The organism is Dactylosporangium sp. NPDC051087, from assembly GCF_055586325.1.
In genome coordinates, this window is sequence record NZ_JBVJIJ010000001.1 from 118,108 (window position 1) to 136,339 (window position 18,232).

The 18,232-nt window shown below is 69.3% G+C and carries 15 protein-coding genes; 8 read left to right on the forward strand and 7 right to left on the reverse strand.

The features are described from left to right. Window positions 1-57 precede the first annotated feature (57 nt). Both ACZ6TV_RS00540 and ACZ6TV_RS00545 read right to left on the reverse strand, forming a co-directional pair. Window positions 58-2,394: a hypothetical protein gene (locus tag ACZ6TV_RS00540; RefSeq protein WP_465293789.1), complete on the reverse strand. Its 2,337-nt coding sequence runs from the start codon at window positions 2,392-2,394 to the stop codon at window positions 58-60. Beyond that, a complete protein-coding gene (locus ACZ6TV_RS00545) occupies window positions 2,391-3,164 on the reverse strand; it encodes a deoxyribonuclease IV (protein WP_465293791.1) in 774 nt (257 codons plus the stop codon). Before ACZ6TV_RS00545 ends, ACZ6TV_RS00540 begins: the two co-directional genes overlap by 4 nt. A gap of 223 nt (window positions 3,165-3,387) precedes the next feature. Here ACZ6TV_RS00545 and ACZ6TV_RS00550 point away from each other — a divergent pair, with 223 nt between their 5' ends. The 5 genes from ACZ6TV_RS00550 to rplI all read left to right on the forward strand — a co-directional run bounded on the left by ACZ6TV_RS00550 (window position 3,388) and on the right by rplI (window position 6,047). Then, on the forward strand, window positions 3,388-4,173 hold the full coding sequence (locus ACZ6TV_RS00550) for a hypothetical protein (protein WP_465293793.1): 786 nt from the start codon (window positions 3,388-3,390) through the stop codon (window positions 4,171-4,173). Window positions 4,174-4,395: 222 nt separating this feature from the next. Further along, window positions 4,396-4,686: a 30S ribosomal protein S6 gene (rpsF, locus tag ACZ6TV_RS00555; protein WP_033359943.1), complete on the forward strand. Its 291-nt coding sequence runs from the start codon at window positions 4,396-4,398 to the stop codon at window positions 4,684-4,686. Between the two features lie 111 nt (window positions 4,687-4,797). Beyond that, window positions 4,798-5,325, forward strand: coding sequence for a single-stranded DNA-binding protein (locus ACZ6TV_RS00560; RefSeq protein WP_465293796.1), 528 nt, complete (start codon window positions 4,798-4,800; stop codon window positions 5,323-5,325). 20 nt (window positions 5,326-5,345) lie between these two features. Next, window positions 5,346-5,585, forward strand: a complete 240-nt coding sequence (rpsR, locus tag ACZ6TV_RS00565) for a 30S ribosomal protein S18 (protein ID WP_033359945.1) — start codon at window positions 5,346-5,348, stop codon at window positions 5,583-5,585. Window positions 5,586-5,597: 12 nt separating this feature from the next. Then, window positions 5,598-6,047, forward strand: coding sequence for a 50S ribosomal protein L9 (gene rplI, locus ACZ6TV_RS00570; protein ID WP_465293799.1), 450 nt, complete (start codon window positions 5,598-5,600; stop codon window positions 6,045-6,047). Between the two features lie 54 nt (window positions 6,048-6,101). Here the strand turns inward: rplI and ACZ6TV_RS00575 are convergent, their stop codons facing one another. Then, window positions 6,102-7,607, reverse strand: a complete 1,506-nt coding sequence (locus tag ACZ6TV_RS00575; protein WP_465293801.1) for a vWA domain-containing protein — start codon at window positions 7,605-7,607, stop codon at window positions 6,102-6,104. A 188-nt stretch (window positions 7,608-7,795) separates the two neighbouring features. Further along, the gene (locus tag ACZ6TV_RS00580; RefSeq protein WP_465293803.1) at window positions 7,796-8,203 is read right to left on the reverse strand and encodes a hypothetical protein; all 408 of its coding nucleotides are present in this window, start codon (window positions 8,201-8,203) and stop codon (window positions 7,796-7,798) included. A 368-nt stretch (window positions 8,204-8,571) separates the two neighbouring features. Here ACZ6TV_RS00580 and ACZ6TV_RS00585 point away from each other — a divergent pair, with 368 nt between their 5' ends. Next, entirely contained in the window at window positions 8,572-12,360 is a 3,789-nt protein-coding gene (locus tag ACZ6TV_RS00585) for a replicative DNA helicase (RefSeq protein ID WP_465293805.1), read from the forward strand. A 141-nt stretch (window positions 12,361-12,501) separates the two neighbouring features. On the opposite strand, the gene ACZ6TV_RS00590 is transcribed toward ACZ6TV_RS00585, so the two are convergent. From ACZ6TV_RS00590 to ACZ6TV_RS00600, 3 genes are read right to left on the reverse strand one after another with little or no spacing between them, the layout of a single operon-like run. Next, window positions 12,502-13,122, reverse strand: a complete 621-nt coding sequence (locus tag ACZ6TV_RS00590; protein ID WP_465293807.1) for a phosphoribosyltransferase — start codon at window positions 13,120-13,122, stop codon at window positions 12,502-12,504. A 9-nt stretch (window positions 13,123-13,131) separates the two neighbouring features. Further along, the gene (locus ACZ6TV_RS00595) at window positions 13,132-14,403 is read right to left on the reverse strand and encodes a glycosyltransferase family 87 protein (protein ID WP_465293809.1); all 1,272 of its coding nucleotides are present in this window, start codon (window positions 14,401-14,403) and stop codon (window positions 13,132-13,134) included. Then, window positions 14,391-16,919 (reverse strand): putative bifunctional diguanylate cyclase/phosphodiesterase, encoded by a 2,529-nt coding sequence (locus tag ACZ6TV_RS00600; RefSeq protein ID WP_465293811.1) that lies wholly within the window; start codon window positions 16,917-16,919, stop codon window positions 14,391-14,393. The genes ACZ6TV_RS00595 and ACZ6TV_RS00600 overlap by 13 nt, the downstream gene beginning before the upstream one ends. A gap of 355 nt (window positions 16,920-17,274) precedes the next feature. Between ACZ6TV_RS00600 and moaC the strand changes: the two genes are divergently transcribed. After that, window positions 17,275-17,751: a cyclic pyranopterin monophosphate synthase MoaC gene (gene moaC, locus ACZ6TV_RS00605; protein WP_465293813.1), complete on the forward strand. Its 477-nt coding sequence runs from the start codon at window positions 17,275-17,277 to the stop codon at window positions 17,749-17,751. Continuing rightward, window positions 17,733-18,215 (forward strand): MogA/MoaB family molybdenum cofactor biosynthesis protein, encoded by a 483-nt coding sequence (locus tag ACZ6TV_RS00610; protein ID WP_465293815.1) that lies wholly within the window; start codon window positions 17,733-17,735, stop codon window positions 18,213-18,215. Before moaC ends, ACZ6TV_RS00610 begins: the two co-directional genes overlap by 19 nt. The last annotated feature ends 17 nt before the right edge of the window (window positions 18,216-18,232 follow it).

Genomic DNA, 18,232 nt, shown 5'->3' on the forward strand with positions numbered 1-18,232 from the left:
TTCTCCCCCGCCGGCCCTCTTCTTTTGGGCTTGTCAGCTGTCCCCTTTTTGGGCTTGTCAGCTGTCCTCGACCTTGTAGAGCACGACGTCGCCCTGCTCGGTGCGGGTAAGGCCGAGACCGTCGATCGGCGCGTCGATCGCCCGCTCATACGCGCTGCCGAGGGCCTGGCTGCGCACCACGACGACGGTGCGGATGTGCCGCTCCCGCAGCAGCGCCACTGTCTGCGCGTCGGGGAACTGCTGCATCGTCAGCCGCAGCTCCTGCTGGTCCATCGGCGTGAAGCCGCTGCCCCCGTTGACGATCTTCGGGAACCCGTCGGTGCTCCACAGCATGACGTTCATGTCGAACAGCTCATGGCTCGGCAACACCATCAAGGGGCCTTGCACCGAGCTCATCGCTATCGGTGTGGTCGGCACGACCGGGTGCGGCGTCTTGTGCGCGCCCTCGAACAGCACCAGCATCACCGGGATCAGCGTGGCCAGGCGCGGCAGGAACCCGGCCCGGTCGCCCGGATCCGACTGCGTCCGGTCGGCGAACAGCTCCACCGCCCGCTCCGCGAACGCGCTCACCGCCCCCGCCGCGAGCAGCCCCAGGAACAGGGTCGTCCACACCACCAGCCGGCCCGACGTGCGGATGCCGTCGAAGCCGGGCAGCGCACGATACAGCGCCAGGTAGCCGAACTCGCCCTTGCCGGGCCCGTGCGTGCCCATCGCCAGCGCGACCGAGCCGAGGACGCCGACCAGCATCCAGAGCCGGTGCTTGAGCCGCCAGGTCGAGACGAACAGGCCGGCGAAGGCCAGCCCGTAGAGGAAGAAGCCCGGCAGCAGCGCCATCTCCGGAGCCCACGTCAACGTGGCCCGGGCCCCCGCATACGCCTCGTCCCACAGCCACGACTCCGGCGGGGCGATGAAGAACCCCTTCAACGGTGGCGAGAACAGCCCGACGAGCTCCTCGCTGCGCCGCGCATACGGGTGGTCCTTCAGCACCTGCAGATACGGGTATGCCATCAGCGCGCCGACCGCCGCGAAGACCGCCCCGCCGCCGAGGTTGGCGAAGAACAGCTTCCAGCCGAAGGGCCGCGTGACCGCCCACTTCCGCACGTGCCGGTAACCCCACGACACGGCGGTCGCCACCACGATCAGCAGCAGCGCATACACGAACGGGATGCCGATGCCGAAGCCCAGACTGATCTGCCAGGCCGCGACGAGCCACCCGGCGAGGACCCAGCCCCACCGCCGCTTGTCCGGCTGATAGCCGTCCCGCAACGAGAACCCGTGCCCGCGGGCGAGCATCGCCAGCGCGAGCGCGATCCCGCCGATCGACAGCACGTGCAGGTGACCGGCCTGCCCGAGCCGCCACGGCGCGTAAGCGAACGCGGCGCCCGCCACGACCGCCCCCGTCGGCTTCGCCCCCAGCTGCCGGGCCAGCACATACGCCCCGAAGAACGCGAGCGCGAAGATCAGCACGTACATGACGTTGTACCGCACGAGCGCCGCCACCGGCCCGCTGCCGATCATGCCGGCGGGCGCATAACCGAGCAGCGTGTCGGAGAACGCGTAGCTGTACTTCGAGGGGAAGAACGCGTTCGCGTTCCACAACTGTGCCGGGTCGGTCGTGAGGATGTGCCCGCCCCACGACATCTGCCATGCCTGCAGCGTCGGGTCCGCCGTGTCCTGCGGAATCGTCGTCCCGGGATTGCGCAGCGTCGGCCAGGTCATGAACGCGGCGAGCAGCACCGAGCCGATGGCGGCCATCGTCCACTCGTGCCCGAGAAACTTCCCGACAGCGTTGCCGACGCGCGTCGCCACCCTCCGGGACCGGCCGGGCACCTCCTCGGGAACCGGCGCGAACGACCCGAACGGGTCGGCCTTGACCAGGCTGACCCGCTTCTCACCGTCCGCCGCCTTGGCGTCGTCGGCCTTGTTCTTGTCGTCGCCGTTCTTGGCGCTCTTCTTGGTGCTCTTCTTGGCGTGGCGCGCTTTGCCGTCGTTGGTCTTGCCGCTGACCTTGGCGTTGCCGGCAGCCGCGTCGTCCGCCTTCGCGTCGCTGGCGTCGTCGTCGGCCTTCGCGGTGTTGTCTTTCGCGCCGTCGTTCTCGGCGTCGTTCTTGGCGGCGCTGGGCTGGGCATCGCTGCCGTCGGCGCTCTTGTCCTCGGCGCTCTCGTCCTTGGCGCTCTTGTCCTCGGCCGCAGGGCTCGTGGCACCGGCTGTCGCGGGTGCGTCCGTGGCGCGACTCGGGCTGGTGGGCGTGGCGTCCGCAGCACCGCCGGAAGAGGCCGGATCCGAGGCGGCGACTGGCTTGCCGTTGTCGGACGCAGACTCTCCCGAGGTCGGAGCGGGCGGCTCCTCAGGCTCCGCTTCCGGATCCTTCTCGGTCTCGGACACATTGCTCACGCCAGCCGCTCCCGCAGGTAGGTGATGTCGGCGGTCTGCCCGTCGGCGCCGCCTGGCGTCTCGACCAGCGCGGGCGCGCCGGCGGCCCGGATCACCGCGACGATCAGCTCGGGGTCGATCTCGCCGGCCGTGAGGTTGTCATGGCGGTCGCGGCCCGAGTCGAAGCCGTCGCGGGAGTTGTTGGCGTGGATCAGGTCGATCCGGCCGGTGATGGCCTTGACCCGCTCCACGATGTCGAGCAGGTCCTCGCCGCCCGCGTGGGCGTGGCAGGTGTCCAGGCAGAAGCCGACCTCATATTCGCCGACCGCGTCCCACAACCGGGCCAGCGCGTCGAAGCGCCGGGCGCACGCGTTGTCGCCGCCGGCGGTGTTTTCGATCAGGACCGGCGTCGCGAAGCCGCCCTCGTCGGAGGCGAACTTGAACGTCTTGCGCCAGTTGTCGAAGCCGGCGTCGAGGCCGTCGGCCGTCTCGACGTGCCCGCCATGCACGATCAGGCCCTTGGCGCCGACCTTCGCCGCGCCCGCCGCATGCCTGAAGAGCAGCTTGCGGCTGGGGATGCGGATTCTGTTGTTGGACGACGCGACATTGATCCGGTAGGGCGCGTGGATGTAGATGTCGACGTCGGAGGCGATGAGCGCCTCGGCGTCGGGACGGTCTTTGGGATCGGCCCAGGCCTGCGGGTCGGTCAGAAAGAACTGGACCAGGTCAGCGCCGCGTGCCGCTGCCTCGGCCAGTGGCTGAGCGGGGTCGACGTGAGCACCGATTCGCATGCCGCAGAGCCTACGACGTGGCACCGACACTTTGCGCGACCCAGGGCCGGGCCTGGGCGGGAACCCGACCGAAGGGTCCGGAATGCCAGGGTTCCGTCACCGTCCAGTCGGCCGCGTCGTTACGCAACTGGGTCGCCGTGATCGCGCGGCCTCGATGGAACCGCATCTGATCAATCCTCAACCTTGGATGGCTACCTTGTCTGGACACCGACCGGCATTCCGCGTGGCGGCAGCCGCCGCCGCGCTTGTCGCCGCGGCCCTGACCGTGGGCGCCAGCCCCGTGCACGCCGCACCCTCCACCCCGACCGTCGAGTTCAGCGGCGGGAGCGTGTTGAGCCTGCTGGTGTGCAAGTCGGAGCCCAGCGCCGGCAGCGTCTCGGTGCCGGCCGAGTCGCGGGTCAACTTCGTCAACCGGCTCGGCCAGGGCGCGACGCTCAAGGTCGACGGTAAGGCCGTCTCCACGGTGCAGCCCAACCAGGCGGTGCCGGTCGTGTTCAAGAAGGGCCCGGTCGACGTCGCGATGACGTTCTCCTGCGGCGTCGGCGTGGTCGAGCAGTTCAAGCCGGTCTCCGTCGGGGTCACCGCGCCGCCGGCCGCGCCCGCCGCCGGTCAGGCCGGTAAGCCGGCCAGCTCGCAGGGGCCCGCGGGTGCCGCCGCGGCCGCCGCCAACAACGCGATCGCGTCGCCGAGCAGCCGCTCGACCCGCAAGCCGTCGACGAATTCGTCGGCCAGTACCGGCGAGGCGGACGGGACCGGCACCGAGCCGGTCGACCCGTCGCTGCTCGGCCCGGACGCGACCGCGTCGCCCAGCGCGGCAGCCAACGCGAACCCGAGTGCGTCGTCGGACGAGCGGGTATATGTGGAAGAGCCCGTCGCGGCGAGCGGCCCGGCCACGAACGCCCCCACGGGGCTGCTGGCCTTGGTCGCAACCGTCTGCGTGGTGGGCGTGGGAATCGCCGCAATTCGGGCTATTATTGCGCAGCGGTCATCACGCGCTAGCTACGCTTAAGGTACAATTAGGTAGCTCCGCGGGGCGCCGTCATCCAACGCACCGGTGTGGTCGTTCCTCCCCAGGTCCCACCCAGAGAAGCGGATGACGCGCCCCGCGGTCTTTTTGTGCCCGCGCACCGTGTAACCTAGTTCGGTCTGCCGTCCGTCGGAGGGCAGACGACGCACGACCTCCTGCCGCGGATGGACCGCGGCCGCTTAGCCCGTAGGAGGTGAGAACGTCTTGCGTCATTACGAAATCATGGTGATCCTCGATGGAAGTCTCGAGGAGCGCACCGTCGCACCGTCGCTCGACACGTATCTGAACGTGATCCGGACGTCGGGTGGCTCAGTGGAGAAGCTCGACGTGTGGGGCCGCCGGCGCCTCTCGTACGAGATCAACAAGAAGACCGAGGGCATCTACGCCGTCATCGACCTCCAGGCATCGCCGGAGTCGGTGGCAGAGCTGGACCGTCAGCTGCGGCTCAACGAGTCCGTGCTGCGCACCAAGGTCATCCGGCCCGAGGTCCGCTAAGCGGATTCCGGGCGAGATCGACCTGCTTCGCCGGCCACCTGGCAACCGGGGAATTGTCATACCCCTGTGTCATGGTGGGCCATACACCAGTGCGCGAGGAGTTGACTCGATATGGCAGCAGGAGACACCACGATCACGGTCATCGGCAACCTGACCGATGACCCCGAGTTGCGCTTCACTCCCTCGGGGGCGGCCGTGGCCAAGTTCCGGGTGGCTTCCACCCCCCGGTTCCTGGACAAGAACACCAATGAGTGGAAGGACGGCGAGTCGCTGTTCCTTTCCTGCACGGTGTGGCGCCAGGCGGCGGAAAACGTCGCCGAGTCGCTGCAGCGTGGGACCCGCGTGATCGTCTCCGGTCGCCTGAAGCAGCGCAGCTACGAGACTCGCGAGGGCGAGAAGCGCACCGTCATCGAGCTGGAGGTCGACGAGATCGGCCCCTCGCTGCGCAACGCGACTGCCAAGGTGCAGAAGATGCAGCGCTCCGGTGGCAGTGGCGGCTTCGGCTCTGGTGGTGGCGGCGGCAACAGTGGCGGTGGCGGCGGGTTCAGCGATGACCCGTGGGCCAGCGCCGCGCCGGCGAACGCCTCCAGTGGTGGCGGCAGGTCGAATTCATCCTTCGACGACGAGCCCCCGTTCTAATGGCATCAGGAGCAAGAGCAATGGCGAAGGCTGCGGCCCTGCGCAAACCGAAGAAGAAGGTGAACCCTCTCGACAAGGAGGGCATCGCCTACATCGACTACAAGGACACCGCGCTGCTGCGGAAGTTCATCTCCGACCGCGGCAAGATCCGCGCTCGGCGGGTGACGGGCGTGACCGCCCAGCAGCAGCGGCAGATCGCGCGCGCCGTCAAGAACGCGCGCGAGATGGCGCTGCTCCCCTACACCGCGACCGCGCGATAAGGGGAGGCTGACATGAAGATCATCCTGAAGCAGGAGGTCACCGGTCTCGGGACCCCCGGCGACGTGGTTGAGGTCAAGGACGGCTACGGCCGTAACTACCTGCTCCCGCAGGGCTTCGCGATCCGCTGGACCAAGGGCGGCGAGAAGCAGATCGTGACGATCAAGCGGGCCCGTGGGGCCCGTGAGATCCGCGACCTGGGCCACGCCAACGAGGTCAAGGCCCAGCTGGAGAACCTGACCGTCAAGCTGGCCGTCCGTGCCGGCGAAGGCGGCCGGCTCTACGGCTCGGTCACCCCGGCCGAGGTCGCCGAGGCTGTCCAGAAGGCCGGCGGTCCGGCCCTGGACAAGCGCCGCCTCGAGCTGCCGGGCCACGTGAAGTCCGTCGGTGACTACAAGGTGCAGATCAAGCTGCACCCCGAGGTCGCCGCCAGCTTCACGCTGAAGGTCACGGCCGCCAAGTAAGACGCTGCACACGAAAGGGGCCCGTCCGTCGGACGGGCCCCTTTCGCTGTCCCCCTATCGGTAGAGCTTCATCGCCGCCTGAATCGCATCGGCGAGCTCCGCGACCTGCTTGTCCCCCTCCGCCTGGCGTTGCGCGAGCCGCAGCAGATCTTCGAGCCGCACCTCGCCCGCGTGCTGGCCGGCCCGCAGCACCTCGGCGAAGTAGGCAGCCGTGTAGCAGACCTGCACGGGCGGCGTCGCCGACGTGAACTCCCGATCGAGCGACGCCACCGTCACCGACAGGTTCTGCTCGCTCGGCTCACGCGTGCGCGGGTCCTGCCAGCGCACCCGTACATCCGCCAGGTGACCCTCGGCGCCGGAGCGCAGGTGCAGCGCGTACAGCGCCGTCACCGCATGACCGGGGCCGACCTCCCCGCCGTCGACCCGGTCGTTGCGGAACGCCGACGCCGACAGCGTGCGGTTCTCGTAGCCGATCAGCCGGTACGACACGACCGCCGCGGGATCGAACTCCACCTGGGCCTTCGCGTCCAGCGCCCGGACCGCGAGCGTCGCCGGCAGCTGCTCCACGAAGACCTTGTTCGCCTCGGCGGAGTCGCTGACGTACACGACGTAGCCGTCGCCCTTGTCGGCGAGCTCCTCCATGAACTTGTCGCCGTAGTCGCTGCCGACCCCGACACCCATCATCGTGATCTGCTTCGCCGCCGCCTCCTGCACCTCGCGGACCAGGGACGTGGCGTTCGTCGAGCCGACGTTCGGAAGGCCGTCGGAGAGCAGAATGACACGGTTCGTGGCACCCGACCGGAAGCTCTTGCGCGCCGTCTCGTACCCCAGCCGCAGCCCAGCCTGCAGGTTCGTGCTCCCGGCCACGCGCAAGCGGTCGATCGCCCCGTGCAGCGCCGAGCGGTCCCGGACCGGCGTCATCTGCCGCAGCACCTCCGCCTCGTCGGAGTAGGCGATCAAGGCCACCGAGTCCGTGGTGCGCAACTGGTCGACCAACGTGTGCAGCCCGCTCTTGACCAGGTCGAGCTTGCCGGGCTCGGCCATCGAACCGGACACGTCGACGACGAACGTCAACGACGAGTCGAGCCGCTGCCCGTCGGGCTCGTCCCTCGTCTGCAACCCCACCCGCAGCAACCGGGCCGTGTCGCCGCTGTTCTGGTGCGTCTTCGGCAGCCGGGCGCCGTCCGCGGACACCGCGAAACCGTCGCCGGACGGCTGCCGGTACCCCTGCTGGAACGAGTTCACGAACTCCTCGGGGCGGATCGAGCTCGCCGCCGGCCGCTGTCCCGCCATGAGCTGCCGCTTCGCGTAGCCGTACGACGCGGTGTCGACATCGACCGCGAACGTCGACACCGGCTGGCTCGACGCATCCTGCTCGCCGGCGCCCGCCGCCTCGTCCGCGGCCTCGCCGGTCGCGGGCGGACCGGGGCGTCCGCCTTCGGGGTTCATCGTCGGCGCCCGCTCATAGCTGCTCGGGCTGTCCTCGCTCGCTGCGCCACATGCCGCAAGGGTCAACGCCGCGATCACGGCGACGGCGGTGACACGGAACCGACTGACCATGGAAGCCTCCCTGAAAGGTGTTTGGCCAGTCAGACGACGACCCGCCCGTGATCGGCTCCGAGCGTAACCGGACAGAGACCCAAGCGTGAGTATCGGTGATCATCTCGCAAGGATGCTGTGACCCTTCGACGGGAACCGATCCGGTCAGGCCTGCGTCGCAGGTCGGCCCGCATCGTCTTGGGCCGGGGTCAGAGCTGCGTCGCGAGCACCGCGAAGATCACCGTTGCCAGGCCGGCACCTAGTACCGCAGACGCGAACCCGATCGTCCAAGCGCGCCAGCCGGTCGTCGCCCACCCCAGGAACATCGCCACCGAGATGCCCAGCGCCAACGCGACCGCGATCTGCGGCACGCCGTCCATGAGATTGCTGAACGCCTCCGACCGCGGCGCCGGGCACTGCACTCCGAACGCGTTGACACAACCGGCGCGGGGCTCCGACGACAGCGTCGCCGAATAGATCACGTAGCCGATGAGCGGAACCACGTACCAGCAGGCAGTGGCGATGAACGCGCCCGCGTAGTCGGTGGGCTCGTCCTCTTCCTCGTCCTGCCACCGGGCGGGTCGCGCACGTGATCTGTCCCACTCCGGGTAAGTCACGGGCGCAGCGTCACTCCTCGGCGGGACGCCCGCCATCGTCCGTCCAGACGGAAAACATCCGGACTTCACATCACTCGATCGGGCGACTATCTTTCCCACACAGGCTGTGGACGAAGAAGTCCCAGCTCAGTGGTGCTTTGCGGATCCCGGCGGCGAAGTTTTCCACAGGCCTGTGCACAGCTGATCCCCCGATTGTGGACAGTGGTCCACAGGTTGTCCCAAGGGTTGTCCACCGGCCGGTTTTGCCGGACGCCGGTCGCTCCATACGGTTGCGCGGGGCGCTCGACCTTTTTCCGGAGCGCGCCGCGAGTTTTTGTCATACCCGCGAGGTCTACTGGTCCCGTGGGGGTGTGACGTTGGAGGGGCGAGTGTCGATCACCGAAGACAGACAGAACGATTCTTGGGACGACGCGACCCCGGCCGAGCCGCGCCGGAAGCCCTCGAAGGACAATGACCAGGGATCCGAGCGCCCGTCCGGCGGCGCCGAGACCTTCGAGCGCACCCCTCCGCAGGACGTCGCGGCGGAGCAGAGCGTCCTGGGCGGCATGCTGCTGTCCAAGGACGCGGTCGCCGACGTCGTCGAGATCCTCAAGTCCCACGACTTCTACAAGCCCAGCCACACCGTCGTCTATGACGCGATCCTCGACCTCTACGGTCGCGGCGAGCCCGCAGACGCCGTCACCGTCGCGGCGGCCCTGACCGACGCGGGCGAGATCGCCAAGGTCGGCGGCGCGGCATATCTGCACACGCTCATGGCGGCCGTCCCCACCGCCGCCAACGCCTCCTACTACGCCCGCATCGTCGCCGAGCGCGCCGTCCTGCGCCGCGTCATCGAGGCCGGCACCCGCATCGTCCAGCTCGGCTACGGCTCCGCCGGCCCGGGCGGCCGCGACGTCGACGACGTGGTCGACCTCGCCCAGCAGGCCATCTACGACGTCACCGAGAAGCGCGTCAGCGAGGACTTCGCCGTCCTCGCCGAGATGCTCCAGCCCACCCTCGACGAGATCGAAGCCGTCGGCGCCCAGGGCGGCGTCATGACCGGCGTCCCCACCGGCTTCAGCGACCTCGACCGCCTGCTCAACGGCCTGCACCCCGGCCAGCTGGTCATCGTCGCCGGCCGACCCGGTCTCGGAAAGGCGCTCGCGCTCGACACCCCGCTGCCGACACCCGGCGGCTGGACGACGATGGGGCAGGTCAAGGCCGGCGATCAGCTGCTGGGTGCCGACGGCCGGCCCACCACGATCGTCAACGCGTTCGACGTCCTGCACGACCGGCCGTGCTTCGAGGTGGAGTTCTCCGACGGCAGCGTGATCGTCGCCGATGCAGAGCACCTCTGGACGACCACGACGAGGACCGCGCGACGCTCGCTGAAGGCCGGTGCCCAGATGGCGCCGGTCCTGGCGAGTGTGATGGCAGAGGCGCACGGCGATGCGGTTGATCTGGTCGGGGCCCGCTTCCGGCACGTGCCACACGTCGCCGGCGGACACCATCGGGCGTGGCGTGCCCACTCCACCCACGCGTTGGTGGCGACGCTGGGCCAGCGGGTCGACAGGACCAGGCACGACGGGGTGGTCACCACCCAGGACATCGCTGACACCCTCCGGCACCCGATCGACGGCCGCCCCAACCATGCCGTCGAAAACTGCCGGCCGCTGCAGCTTCCCGAGCAGGACCTGCTGGTGCCGCCCTACGCGCTCGGCGCATGGCTCGGGGCGGCAGGTCACGACACCACCGTGGATCCGATGGCGCACGACCTGGGGGTGCTCGGCGTTCTCGACGACAAGCACATCCCGCCGGCCTATCTGCGCGGCTCCGAGCGGCAGCGACGGGCGCTGCTCGCCGGTCTGCTGGACGCCGCCGGCGCCGTGACGCCCGCCGGCGACGCACAGTTCACGTCGACCTCGGCACGGCTCGCCGCCGATGTCCGCGAGCTGGTGGTCAGCCTCGGCTACCGGTGCACGGTGACGACCTCGGCCGGCTCCGTCGCGCACACCTTGAGCTTCACCGCGATCGACGACGTGTTCCGGCTCGAGCCGAAGCGGGCCGCGCACCAGGAGCGCCGGCGGTCCCACGGCACGTCGACCAGGCACATCGTCGACGTCCGGCCCGTCGCGAGCGTTCCGGTCCGGTGCGTCCAGGTCGACCACTACGACCACCTCTACCTGGCCGGTCGTTCGATGATCCCGACCCACAACTCGACCGCTGCGATGGACTTCAGCCGGGCGGCGTCGGTGAAGCACAACATGGCGAGTGCGATCTTCAGCCTGGAAATGTCCAAGGTCGAGATCGTCATGCGACTGCTCTCGGCCGAGGCGCGGGTGCCGCTGCACGTGCTGCGGTCGGGCCAGCTGTCGGACGACGACTGGACCAAGCTGGCCCGGCGGATGGGCGAGATCAGCGAGGCGCCGCTGTTCGTCGACGACACGCCCAACATGAACCTGATGGAGATCCGCGCCAAGGCCCGGCGGCTCAAGCAGCGACACGACCTGAAGCTGATCATCGTCGACTATCTGCAGCTGATGACGAGCCCGAAGCGGACCGAGAGCCGGCAGCAGGAGGTCGCGGACCTGTCACGTGGCCTGAAGCTGCTGGCGAAGGAGGTCGAGTGCCCGGTGGTCGCGGTCAGCCAGCTGAACCGTGGACCTGAGCAGCGCACCGACAAGCGACCGCAGCTCTCCGACCTGCGTGAATCCGGCTGTCTGACGGCGAACACCCGTGTCATGCGGGCAGACACCAACGCAGAGATCACCATCGGCGCCCTGCTGGAATCCGGCGCTCGCGACATCCCTGTGTGGGCGCTGAATGAGAAGCTCCAGCTCACGGCCCAGACGATGACGCATGCCTTCTCAAGCGGTCGCAAAGAGGTGTTCCGGATGCGCCTCGCATCGGGGAAGACGATCGAGGCAACGGGCAATCATCCGTTCCTGGCGTTCGCGGGCTGGACCGCACTCAAGGATCTCCGTGCTGGTGATCGCCTTGCGGTGCCGCGGCACGTGCCGCCGCCATCGCAGCTCACGCCATGGCCCGAAGCCGAGGTCGTGCTGCTGGCGCACCTGCTCGGTGACGGATCATTCGTCAGGCGCCAGCCGATTCGATATGCGAGCCTCGACGAGGCGAACTTGGCGGCGGTCGCCGATGCCGCGACTCACTTCGGTGTGACGGCGGTCCGCGACGACTACGCCGCAGCGTGCGTGACCACCCTTCGTCTGCCCGCCCCGTTCCGGCTTGCGCGAGGCCGCCGCAATCCCATCGCCGAGTGGCTCGACGGCTTGGGGTTGTTCGGTCTTCGCTCGCATGAGAAGTTCCTCCCGGAAGCCTTGTTCAGCCTCCCGAAAGAGCAGGTCAAACTGTTCCTCCGGCATCTGTGGGCGACCGACGGCTCTGTGCCGGTCCGCCTGGACGGCGGCAGCGGTGGCCGGATCTACTTCGCTTCGACGAGTGAAGCGATGCTGCATGGCATTTCGCGCATGCTGCTTCGGTTCGGCATCACATGCAGGATCAGATCCGTCACTCCAGGTGCCTACCGGACGCAGTACACCCTGGACATCTCGGGCAAGGACGACCAGGTCCGGTTCCTTCGAGAGATCGGTGTGCACGGCGACCGCGCGCGTCCGAGCGCGTTGCTGCTGAGCAGGCTTGAGGCGCTGACGGGCAACACCAACGTCGACACCGTTCCGAAGGAGATCTGGGACTCGGTTCGCCAGATTCTGGCCGACAACCACGTTTCGCACCGGCAGTTCGCGATGGCCGTCGGGACGCAGTTCAACGGCAGCGCAATGTGGAAAACCGCGCCGAGCCGGAATCGGTTGGCCAGGATCGCTGCGGTGCTCGACAGCGCTGAGCTGGATCTGCACGCGACCAACGATGTCTTCTGGGACAAGATCGTGTCGATCGAGAGCATCGGCGAGCACGAGGTCTATGACGCGACGGTCGTCGGCAATCACAACTTCGTGGCAAACGGCATCGCTGTGCACAACTCGATCGAGCAGGACGCCGACGTGGTCATCCTGTTGCACCGTGACGACTACTACGACAAGGAGTCCCCGCGAGCGGGCGAGGCCGACTTCATTGTGGCCAAGCACCGAAACGGTCCGACCGACACGATCACGGTCGCGGCGCAGCTGCACCTGTCGCGCTTCGTCGACATGGCCATCTAGGACCACCCCGGCGCGGCTGGGGCCGAGTGGCACTGGGCAGGGTCGGCCTGTGCCGGGTCCTTGGTTCTCGCTGGGCGTGGCCGTCTGATGGCTGCTGCTTTGTGTCGGGGAGCGGGGCGCGGCTCGCATCAGCTTCGACGGTCAGCGGGCGTTCAGGATGCGGGCCACCTCGGTGTCCGAGATCTGGCGGAAGTCGTCGTAATAGCGGCTGACGGAGCCGAACCAGTCGGAGGTCACCGGGCAGACGACCTCGTCGGCGAGGTGGGACAGGCGTTGGACGGCGGGGGTGGCGCCGACGGGGACGGCCAGGACGACGCAGGCGGCGGACAGGGCCCTGGCGACCGCGACCGCAGCACCCGCCGTAGCGCCGGTGGCCAGGCCGTCGTCGATGATGAGCGCGGTCCGGCCGGTGAGGTCGAGCGGGGCGCGGCCGAGGCGGAAGAGGCGGTCGCGGCGGCGGAGCTCGGCGGTCTCGTGGTGGAGGACGGGGGCCATCTCGTGGGGTTCGAGGCTGATCTCCGGGTTGAGGACCTGGATGCCGCCGGGGCCGATGGCGCCGAAGGCGACCTCCGGGGCCCAAGGTACGCCGAGCTTGCGCACGACCAGGACGTCGAGCGGGACGTGGAGCCGGGTGGCGACCTCAGCGGCGACGGGCATGCCGCCGCGGACCAGGCCGAGGGCGATGACGTCGGGCCGGTCGGCGTAGCCGGAGAGGAGCTCGGCGAGCTCGGCGCCGGCTTCTTGGCGGTCCCGGAAGGCCATGACTCCTGTTTACGCCGCTGGTGAGGGGCCTGGCCAGCGACTGCCGGACGAAGCATCCCCGGAGGTGGGCTCACGACCGCCCGCCGAAGGAGCCTGGAAAGCAGAGTCTGACGTGCGCAGTGCCCACCAGAGGGCGGCGAAGGCGGCCGGGTACAGGAGGTATCCGAAACGCGTCGACGGGATCAGCATGATGGCCGCGGTCAGCCCGACGGTGACGACCAGCGCGGCGGCCTGCGTGGACCGTGGGGGACGGCGCAGGAGCCAGACGCCTATGGCGATCCCGGCAAGCATCAGCAGCGACAGGGCGATGGTCCGCCCGGCGCCGGTCGACGAGGCGATGAGCTGCCCCGGCAGCGGCGACTGGGCAGGGCTCGTGACCAACCCGTGGCCGGCGGGGAAGCGCAGGACGTTCTCGACGAAGGCGGACGGTGCGACGGCGAGCGCCGGCAGCATCACGAGCAACGGCAGGCCGAACGCCCCGGCGGCGAAGGCGAGCGTGCGCCGGGAGGCGAAGAAGGCGAGCGCCAGCAGTACCAGCGCAACCGGGAGAGCGAAGAGTTTGAGCGCGCCGGCGATGCCGATGGTGAGGCCGGCGGCGGTCCAGCGGTGGCGTGCGGTGAAGGCCATCGCCAGGAGCGCCAGGCTGACCACGGGCAGGTCGTCGCCGCCGGTCGTGAGGGTGAGGGTGCAGATCGGCAGGACGGCGACGGACTGCGCGACGAGCACGAGGCCGGGTGGGGCGACCACGTCGGCGAGCAGTCGCAGGGTCCAGAGCATCGCGGCGACGGTGGCGACCGCGAACCAGACGCGCGCGTCGGTCCACCAGTAGGAGCCGAACACCGCTCGGGGCAGACCGAAGATCGACATGCCGGGCTGGTACGGCGAGTACCCCAGCAGCCGCTCGGACAAGGGGAGCGCGGCGATGTCCGGGCGGTCGAGGTAGGGCGTGCCGGTGTCGAGGAGGCGCCGGCCCATCTGCTCGACGACGAGGACCTCTTCCTGCGCCCGGTCGGTGCGGCCGCCGGCGCGCTGCACGGCCTGCGTGACGAGGGGCACGAGGGTGACGGCGGCGAAGACGAGGGCGGTGAGCAGCAGGCGCCGGACGACGACCAGCGCGATCAGGAAGGCGGCCGCGTAGCCCCACCAGGCGATCGAGCCCCACGCGCGGTGCGGCGGCAGGGTCGAGGTGAAGGCGGTGACGAGGGCGAAGACGGCGGACAGGCCGTACAGGACGAGATCACTGACACGGGGGCGAGACAGGTAAGCGGCTATGGCACCCATTCTTGCCCGGGCTCCGCGGCGCCGAAACGGCGGGACCTGCGGTTGCGCGGGAGGCGGATCACGGTGTCGGTGTCGTGCAGGGGCGGTGCGAGGCAGCCGGGTCGTCCGTCGTGGCCGCGGTGCAGGGCGGCGAGGAGCCGGTCGGCGGGCATCGCGCGGGCGAAGAGGTGGCCCTGGCCGGCCGGGCAGCCGAGTTCCCAGAGCTGCTGGCGCTGTTCCTCGCGTTCGATGCCTTCGGCGACGACGACCAGGCCGAGGCTGCGCCCGAGGTCGATGGTGGAGCGGACGACGGCGCCGGGGGCGGAGGTGTTCATGGCGGCGACGAAGGTGCGGTCGATCTTCAACTCGTCGACGGCGACGCGGGCGAGGGTGGCCAGGGAGGAGAACCCGGTGCCGAAGTCGTCGAGGGCGAGGCGGATGCCCTGGTCGCGCAGGGCGGCGAGGACGTCGTCGACGACCTCGAGCTTGCTGAGCGTCACGGATTCGGTGAGCTCGATGACGAGCGACGAGGCTGGCACGCCGCGGGCGGTGAGGCGCCTGGCGACGGCGTCGGGGAACGACGGGTCGAGCAGGCTGCGCGGGGAGACGTTGACGGCGACCGGGACGGCGTGACCGGCGTCGGCCCACATCGAGACGGCGATCAGGGCCTGGTCGAGGACGGCGTCGGCGAAGGCGGAGAGCTGGCCGGAGCGTTCGATCGCGGGCAGGAACCGGTCGGGTGCGAGGTCGCCGCGGTCGGGGTGGTGCCAGCGGGTGAGCGCTTCGGCGCCGATGACCTGGCCGGTGGCGAGGTCGACGATCGGCTGGAAGTTGACCACGAACTGGCCTTCGGCGACGGCGCGGGCGAGGTCGCCGCCGAGGGTGAGGGTGCCGATGTCGGCGGTGTCGCGGGCGTGCGCGTAGACGACGACCCGTTGGCCGTCCTGTTTCGCCTGGTACATGGCGACGTCGGCGCGGCGGAGCAGCTCGCCGATCGTGCCGCCGCTGCCGGTCGTGACGCCGCAGCTGGCCTCGACGCTGATGCGCATGTCGTCGAGCTGGATCGGCGGGGCGAGGGCGTCGAGGATCGCGTGGGCGCGCATCTCGGCGAGGGCCGGAGCGCTGAGGTTGGCGAGGATGACGGCGAACTCGTCGCCGCCGAACCGTGCGACGAGGTCGTCTTCCCGTACCGCGGCGCAGAGGCGCTCGCCGACGGTGGTGAGCACGCGGTCGCCGGCGGAGTGCCCGAGGGTGTCGTTGACCTCTTTGAAGTGGTTGAGGTCGATGAGCAGGACGCCGACGATACCGGTGGCGAGGGCCTCGTCGCCGTACTGCTGCAGCTTGCGCCGGTTGGCCAGCTGGGTGAGCGGGTCCTGGGCGGCGGCGCGGGCGTGGCTGTCGGCGAGGCGTTGCGTCTCGGCGAAGGTGGAGGCGTTGCGGATCGCGGTGCACAGCGCGGCGGCGAACGTGTGCAGCGTGTAGCCCTCCCGCTCGGTGAGCTTGACGGGTGCCCGGAAGCGTAGGCGCAGTTCGCCGAGGTCGGCGTCGCCGCGGTAGCTCTCCAGGCCGATCGGGATGACGAATCCGCCGGCCGGGGGTGCCTGGTCGGGGGCGCCGTCGTACAGGATGTCGCGGCCGTTGCTGCGCACGAGGCGGGTCTCGCCGGTCGGGGGGCGGATCTGCACCTCGACCTCGTCGGTGGAGAAGAGGGCGGCGGCCTTGCGGACGGCAGCGTGCAGGACGGCGGTCTGGTCGACGGAGTTGAACTCGTCGGTCGCCTCGGCGAGCCGCTGCCAGGCCTCGTTGCCCTGGCGGGCGCGGATCCGGTTGCCGGAGGCGAGGTGGATGCACCACAGCAGCAGCGGCAGGATGAACAGGAGCCATTGGTTGACGTGGTACAGCACGACGGTGGCGACGGCGATGCCGAGCGTGCCGACGCGCAGGACGGCGAGGATGTTCCAGTCCGCTACCAGGCGCTGCCGGTAGGGCGTGCCGGTGAGCATGGCGAACAGGCCCTGCGAGACGAGTTCGTCGACGACGGTGTACGCGAGGAAGGCGACCACGGTCGCGGAGAGCGCCGAGGTGAGCGGTTCGACGCGGTCGGTGTGCACCAGGAGCGGCTCGAAGCCGGTCACCGCGCAGGCGAAGGCGGCCGCGGCACCGGCGAGGACCTCCTTGCCGATGTTGAAACCGATCTTCACCGGGACGTGCGTGCGATTCAGCGACTGGTCGACGATTTTGCCGATGGCCACCGAAAGGATCACGAACGGCGGCGGCAGGAACACGGCGGTGGCGATGATGACCGCCGATACGGGTGTCGAGCCGGTGTTGGCCGAACGGATGCGGATGCTGATCCGCAGGTAGCGGCAGCCGAGCACGAGCACGGTCGGCAGCGGGAGGAAGAGCGCGAGGCTGCCGTAGTCCGAGATCAGCCAAAGTGCGGCGATGACGGCGATGCCCGCACCGACGACGACGGGACCAACGAGACGCCAGAGGCGCCGGTTGGTCGCGTCGTCGGTACCGATTGGTCGTTGCATCGCGGTCTGTTCATCGTGACGGATGGTCGGGCGTCCCTGTCAAGCCCGGTTTCGATTTCAGAGCCACTCGTGGATACGCATTGCTGCCCCCTTCGAGGTTCGTTCATCGCGGCGAACGGTCCCCGTTACAAGAGATTGATGTTCATCAACCTCTGGCTTGATGAACGAAGCCTAGGGTGCATCTCGTAGGTTGCCTATACGGATTTGTCCGTCGACTCATAGTTTGCGAAGAAGGGCACGGCTTGTCATATTTTGGTAACGTGAAAGTTACTCTCCGTGTAACTGAATCGACGCACCTTCTCACTAGCGTGCATGATCAAATCGAAGTCCACCCGACGATCGATAGGGTGATGTCGTGGCACATGAACTGACCCATGTCGACCGGACCGGTGCGGCCCGGATGGTGGACGTCGCCGGCAAGGAAATCAGCGCGCGGCGTGCGGTTGCCGCTGGTTCCGTACGCACCACCCCCGACGTAATGGCGTTGCTGCACGACGGGGCGTTACCCAAAGGCGACGCTTTGGCCGTCGCGCGGATCGCCGGAATCATGGGTGCCAAACGCACACCCGATCTCATCCCCCTTTGTCATCCGATCGCCCTTCATGGGGTGACGGTGGACTTGACTCTGAGTAACGACACGGTTGACATTGAGGTGACCGCGCGCACCGCCGACCGCACCGGCGTCGAGATGGAGGCGCTCACCGCGGTCGCCGCCGCCGGCCTGGCGCTCATCGACATGATCAAGGCGGTCGACCCGGCCGCCTCGCTCGAAGGGGTCCGCGTGCTGCGCAAAGAAGGCGGCAAGACCGGCCTATGGGAGCGCGCCTCATGAAGGCCGTCGTGATCGTCGCGTCCAACCGGGCCGCCGCCGGCGTCTACGCCGACACCAGCGGCCCACTGCTCGTCGCCGGCCTGCGCGAGCTGGGCTGCGACGTCGGTGACCCGGTCGTCGTCCCGGACGGGCCGCCGGTCGAGGAGGCCCTGCGCGCGGCGGTCGCCGGCGGCGCCGACGTGATCCTGACCAGCGGCGGCACCGGGATCACCCCCACCGACGCCACCCCCGAGATGACCCGGCGGGTCCTCGACTACGAGGTGCCCGGCATCGCCGAGGCCATCCGCGCCGCGGGCGCGGCGAAGGTGCCGACCGCCATCCTGTCCCGAGGGCTCAGCGGGGTCGCCGGGCGCACCCTCATCGTCAACCTGCCCGGCTCGAAGGGTGGCGCGAAGGATGGTCTCGCCGTGCTCAGGCCGGTCCTCGCGCACGCCGTCGACCAGCTCCGCGGCGGCGATCACTGACGGTCTAGGCTCGACGC